Genomic DNA, 7,003 nt, shown 5'->3' with positions numbered 1-7,003 from the left:
TAAAGAATTGCAGGAGACTGGTATGTATGATTATGGAGCGAGAATGTATATGCCGGATCTAGGCAGATGGGGAATCGTGGATCCGCTGGCGGAAATTTATAGAAGATGGTCACCTTATAACTACACAATGAACAATCCAATCAGGTTTATTGACCCTGATGGACGTGGAGTTGAGAAATTTGATGAAAAAGCTGAAAAAATAGCTCAGAGTATTGAGAAGAAACTAGATAAACAAATTGAGAAATTACAAAAGGGAGATGCTAGTGATAAAAACGACAGAATTGCTGAATTACAAAGATCGAAGCAGGATATTTCTGATATGAGAAATGATGAAGACAATTATTATTCTTTTGCAAAGGCTAAAGATAATCCGAATGGAGGTGTTCCTGAGACAGCAAGAACTGGTGAAGGTCAAATTACGATGTACACTGATGATTTTTCTAAACAAATACACGAATCAAGACACGGAGGGCAAATAGCAAGAAGGGAATATGACGTAAATGTAGGAGGTAGTCTGAGAAGTGGTAATTTTGGAATTAATCAAGAAGTAGATGCATATAGAGCGCAATACTCATATGATGGAGAGTTGAAATTTCCTACACTTCCAAAGGGTACTTATGAATTTCTTGGAAATTCACAATTTTCAGTTTTAAATCGGCAACTAATGAATAATAATCAATTTCCAGTGGGGGTAGAAATTAAAACTGTAAATAATATAACTGGGGTTAATGCAATGACAGTTAGAAGTATGGTAGAGCTTTTTAATTATTCAGGAAATTCTACACTAAATATTCCTACAGGAAAATATTTAAAAGATGTTTATGGGTTTTAAAAAAATATTTACATTACAGTTGTTATTAGTAATGCTGTTGTTTTTTGATTGTAAATCACTTAAAAATAATGATAATATATACTATTATAGTAATAACAATTATAAAATAGAACTAAAAATACTGAATAACACAGATGCTGAGTTAATAGTTCAAAACTATAAAGATAGTTTTAAGAATACATTTTCTATAAAATATAAAACTAAAGTTGAGTATGTGATTTCGTATGAAAACAAAACATTTAAAAAAAAGAAAAATAAGATTATTAAATATTTTTTTGAAGGAAATAATATTAATTGTCTTTTAATAGAGAACCAATGTCTAAACTTTTCTGAGGGAATGATTACTCCTTTTTCTAAAGATTTGATTTTTGATAATATTTCGTTGAAACAGATACGGTAAAACAGATTCAAGCGTCCTCCCGTTGGTGCGAGCGTCTCGCTCGTTCCTTTGAAGATCCCCCCAGATGGCGCAAGTGTCACGCTTATGCCATGATGGCAATAATAAAGCCACTGCAACTGCGGTGGTTTTCTTGTTGTAAAGAATGTTGTGTTTTTTATATATGAAATAGAACTGCTTAGGTTACAGATTTATATTAAAATGAGTTTGGTATTGTTCGGGGTTTCTTCGAGTGTTCTTCGGTAAAATGATTCTTTTTCCGAAGCTCATCCGAAGAACACTCGAAGAGCTATCGAAGAAAACAGATGTGAAACCTGTCAAAAGATGTCAAAACCGGTCATGATTTTCAGGAGTGACTGCCTATTGAAAATTCCTTTGTAAATTCGTTCAGGGAACTCAAAAAATACATTAAAATGGTAAGAATAACAAAAGGAATCCTCTCTACCGTACCTGCAGAGTGTGGGTAAAGTAACAATAACAAATCTACAACGATTTTAGAGATTGTTTTGTATTGTAAAAAAGGTTCTGTTTTGCATTCTTTCCTAAGAATATTAGTACATAAGACATATAGTTTTTAAATTTGGAAGACTAAAAATCTTATAAATAATTATGACAGAGGGAGAGTTAAAGAATATTACTGATATATGTAACAAAGCTACAAAAGCACCAGATCAATACTGTTTATTTATGCATTCTAAGAATTATTTAAACCTGTATTTCTGAATATAAAAATATTTCATACGGATCATACAATCTTCTTCAGAAATCAAAATTATTTTTCATTTTATGGATGAACACTGGTATTATACGACATGTTCTGTCGCTTTGCTGGTTTACTTTTGCTTTAGAATACTATCAAAATAGGCGAAAAAATATATTGAAACGGTATAATAAATTGCATTTGCTTATTTGAGTTCTGTTAAAAATTATTAAATTTGTATAAAAATAAACTAATACCAACTTAAAAATAATATGAGAACGAAAATACTTTTTGGTGTACATCCACTTGATGTACTACAGTCTAATACTTAGATCAATCTTATCATTACAATTTTTTGACACTGAATAATTTTCCGGAGTTTCCGGAATCTATAGAAATATATACAATGTGTACAATATTGTATATATAAATGCACATTATATCCCTGTTATTTGAAATGTTTACTACTATATTTGAAAAAAATCAAATACATATGAAAAAAATCTATTTGGGTGTATTTACCTTATGCACCATTCTGGGATCAGCCCAGGAAATTTTATGGCAAAAAAATATAAAATCCTCAACGCAGGATTTTCTGAGCCAGGTGACTACTACCATTGACGGACAATATCTGATTACCGGAAGTTCCATTCAAGCAGAGAAGCTTAAACAAGGTAGTAAACAGAATAATGGCTACGATTATCATTTGATAAAATTGAACCAGCAGGGAAAACAGGTTTTTGAAAAATATTTTTCAGGAAACAATCATGATTATCTGTCTGCAACAGTCGCTACCCAGGAAGGTGGATTTTTACTTTCTGGAACCTCATTTTCCACGAAAGGGCTTGACAAGAAAGACGATTCCAAAGGAGGTTCTTCAATTTGGCTGATCAGGATCAATGAATTTGGAGACGAGATTTGGCAGAAAACACTGGACACTGCTGCTGATGAGGAAGCCAGAGCGGTTATCCAAACCACAGATTTAGGATTTTTTGTGGCCGGAAATGTTCAGAATTCTTCAAAAGGCTACGGTTCTAAAGATGTGCTGATCATCAGGCTGGACAAAGACGGAAAAGAACTGTCCCAATTAATCTGGGGCGGAAAAGGACTTGATGAAGTTGAAAAAATGATCCCAACAAAAGACGGCGGAGCTTTACTCGGGATTTATTCCAGAAGTTCAGCGGTACAAGGTAAGACATCTCCCATAAAAGATGCCCAAAATACATCCGACACCCGACACCTGACTATTGTACAAAAACAAAGCGACAATTTCGGTGAAGGAGATTATACGGTTCTTAAAATCGACAGGAACGGAAAAATTGAGTGGGAAAAAAACTTCGGTGGCAAAGGTGATGATCACATCAGAACACTTGCTTTAACTTCCACAGGATACATTATCGGAGGTGAATCAAGATCGGAAATATCAGGAAACAAAACGGTAGGCATTGAAGAGGGTACTGACCTGTGGTTGATTTTTTTAAACGAGAGAGGAGAAGAACAGTCACAGAAATCTTACAATTTTGGGAACCGTGATCTCTTAATGGGAATGAGTGTGATTCATTCGGCAGACGACAAGTCCTCCAAAGGATTGCTTCTGGGGGGATATACTCAGTCTGAAGTAAGAATAGAAGAAAATGACGAGACTTTTTGGATACTATATTTAGACCAAAATGGAAATGAACAGTGGAGAAAATATGTAACCGGAGAATCCAGACAAAAAGAAGAGCGGCTGGCAGCCGTGGCAATTGACAGGGATGGTTCTATTGTTTTAGCCGGAACCAGTGCTGAGGAACTGGGCAAAGAAAACTGGAAAATTGTAAAACTGGGAGACAAACAGGTTGATCAGCTAATGGAGAAATTTGATATCAAGATCTATCCGAATCCGGTATCAGATTATGCTTACATAGAAATTGGCTTTGATTTTAAAGAGGCTGATATTATGCTGTATGATATGAGCGGAAGACAGCTTCAGAGCTTGAAGACAAAGAATAAAGTAACCAAGATTAACACGCAGGCTCTTGTTCAGGGCGCTTATCTGGTGACGATAAAAACGGATAATAATAAAACAGCCAATGCAAAGCTGATTAAGAAATAAAACTAAGAATCATGAAAAAAAGTACAATAGCTGTTATTTTATTAACAGCCCTTTTGGGGCATGCGCTTAAGGGACAGGCCTCTATTGGAGGAGATGTTGCTAAAAGCTATGTTGGAGAGATAAATCAAATGTTTCCCGCAGCTCCTACTTCGAATAACCTGATGAAATTTGAAGAAGTCCCTGTCAGTTACTATACAGGAATTCCTGATATAAATATTCCTCTGTTCAATATTCCGACCAGTAATTCAAAAGTACCGGTGAGTGTTCAGCTGAAATATCATCCTCTCAATGCAAAACCGGATGATAAAGCAGGAGAAACAGGTCTCGGCTGGAGTTTGATCGCAGGAGGAACCATATCCAGAACGATAAGAGGTGGTGGAGCAGATGAAAAGAACAGAACAATTGCCTTTTCCAGCCCTCCCAAAACAAAATTTGGTATCTATAATCATACTTACAACCCTACTTTCAAAGTCATGAATGATGAGCCTGTAAATATGGATGACTATAAATTCTTTGCAGGGCAGGGGCGGTATGACACAGAATATGACCTCTTTCAATATAACTTTATGGGACAATCCGGAAGATTTTATATTGTAAAGGATGCTGCCGGAAATTATAAGGCTGAGAAACTGGATAGAAATAATCTTAGGATTACTTTTAATAATAATTCTACTGGAGAAGTTACTTCCTTTACAATTGTAGATGATAAAGGGATTAAATATATTTTCAGCCCGATGGAAAATTCACAGAAGTCCATTACCAATATAAAAACAGGGCTTACAACAGGAATGTCGAACATTGATGCGAACGAGGAAATTAATGATTATTGGTCTTCATTTCATCTTACAAAAATTACGGATCAAAATAACGTAGCTTTAGCATTATTCAAATATGAGCTTTCCTCATTAGTGAAATATGAAGAGCCAACCACCCGTACTTTTAGATATGCAAGCAATATTAATTATACCAATACAAGCAATACCGTTGGGGGAACGTTGCAGAACCCAGATTGGAATATGCCGGGAGCCATTGAATCCCAAACAATCAATAACAGTACAGGTACAAGCTTGTTAACAAGTATAGAAATAGTAGATAAGGGAACAATTTATTTAAATTACGAAAAAGGCAGGCAGGATTCTAATTATATTGAACCCATTAATCTCTATAAATTAAAATCCATTCAGTCTAATTATCCCGGGCAAAGCCCTACTCAATATACTGAGAAATATATTTTTGATTATGACTATGCAGATACAAATTATCAGCAAGGAACAATTACACCTATAGTATTAAGAAAGATGCTTTTGAATAAGGTGACTAAAATTTCGCCTAATAATCAAAATCAGGAATATACTTTAGAGTATAATAAAACGACAGAAATGCTAAGTAGAGATGGTTGGGGATACTACAAAGGGGAGGATCCTAACGCTATAACGAATGATGTCATTAAATCTATTACCTATCCTACAAAAGGAAAAAGTGTCTTTGAATTTGGCACCAACGATTATAGCCATTATTATAATGGGATGGGAATGGAAGATATTACAGGAAGCTGGGTTGATCTATATAATTCTTTTGGCCTTACCGGTTTAAACTCATTTAGCCCTACAGCAAAAGCTGAGTTTTTTACTATAAACTCAGCGCAAAAAGTTAAACTGTATCTCTTGTTAGGAAATTTAATGTATTCTGAATGGAAACTTGAAATCTACAAAAAGCTGGGTAATAATACTTTTTCCCCGCCCGTATTTACCACTGGGTTAACCTATCAATTATGCATACAGGTAGGTGGTGGATTCTGCCCTGGTTCTGGTACAGGGCAAGAACCTATTTATGAATTAAATAATGAAACCGTAGAGCTTGAACCTGGGACATACTATGCTTCCTTAAGCGGTAGTCATGGACCAACCTACAAACCTGTTTCTTATGTTTTTTCTGCGGATACAAAAGAACGTGTATTTAATGATTATGCAATTAGAAAAGGTGGAGGATTGAGAATTAATGGTATTAAGTATTTTGATACCCCTATTACTACAGGAACGGTAGCTAAAGAGTTTATATACGATTACAGGAATATCAATACTTCCAGCAAAAGTAGCGGGTCACTAGTGTTTCCAGAACCTATTATGGCCTATGGTGACAGTTATTCCTACAGAAATAAATTGTTCAATGCTGATATTACGTATAGTGCTCAGTTTGATGTACAAACAGATTCTAATATCCTTCCTGTTCAGAAAACCCAGGGATCCGATGTCGGGTACAAATATGTTACCGTAAAACAAATTGTAAGAGATAATAATGATAATATTACCGATAATGGGAAGACCGTTTATACCTTCAGATCTCCGCTTGAGTACCCGAATCAGGGTAGCTTAGCCCTTCAGCCTCCTGTAAGACCCATTCCTAATCTCGATTATCTGAGAGGACAGCTGGTTTCTGAGAAAAAGTATAATTCAACCGGGCAGATCCTTTCAGAAACCCAAACGAATTATTCCTCCATAGAAATTGAAAAAAATGACGGGATCAAATTACTTGATAATTTTTACAGAGTTTCGGTTGCGGAATATTTTAGCTATAACTCATTTCAGGAACTTTTGAGCCACGTAGGAAATGTAAGTTTGACGACCCCTTATAAAAACTTCGAAAAGTTTGGGATCACTTTACCTACCTCTAAAACAGAAACGTCTTATTTCTACAAGAATGGTATTCAAAGCTCGGTGAGCAGTACAAGCACAAGCGTTTATAACGCTTTAGACTATTTGTCCTTATCTACCCAGCTTTTTCCTGACGGTACATCCACTATTACCAATTACCTGTATGCCACTGAGAAGAATAATCAGAAGCTCATTACTGCCAATATGCTTGGTATTCCTTTAGAAACAGAAGTTGCTCAGAAAGCAAGCCCTTCGGGTCAGAGTAAAACTTTGGCTAAGACAGAGCTTATTTATGACCCGTCTACTGCGAGTCTTTTCCCTGATAAGA

Annotated in this window: 4 protein-coding genes; all 4 read left to right on the top strand. The window is 35.4% G+C overall.

What is annotated here, in order from left to right:
- Positions 1-832: RHS repeat-associated core domain-containing protein (locus AC27VX_RS23450; protein WP_488698374.1), on the top strand; the 832-nt coding region annotated here is incomplete at its 5' end.
- Positions 822-1,232 (top strand): hypothetical protein, encoded by a 411-nt coding sequence (locus AC27VX_RS23445; protein WP_488698371.1) that lies wholly within the window; start codon positions 822-824, stop codon positions 1,230-1,232. The genes AC27VX_RS23450 and AC27VX_RS23445, both read left to right, overlap by 11 nt.
- 1,190 nt (positions 1,233-2,422) lie before the next feature.
- The gene (locus AC27VX_RS23440; RefSeq protein WP_488698369.1) at positions 2,423-4,024 is read left to right on the top strand and encodes a T9SS type A sorting domain-containing protein; all 1,602 of its coding nucleotides are present in this window, start codon (positions 2,423-2,425) and stop codon (positions 4,022-4,024) included.
- A gap of 11 nt (positions 4,025-4,035) precedes the next feature.
- On the top strand, positions 4,036-7,003 hold a 2,968-nt coding region (locus AC27VX_RS23435; protein ID WP_488698367.1), incomplete at its 3' end, for a hypothetical protein.

Source organism: Chryseobacterium sp. 14P4.3.2, from assembly GCF_057799275.1.
Note: the sequence above shows the minus strand (reverse complement) of the source record. Positions and strands in the feature narration are given on the sequence as shown.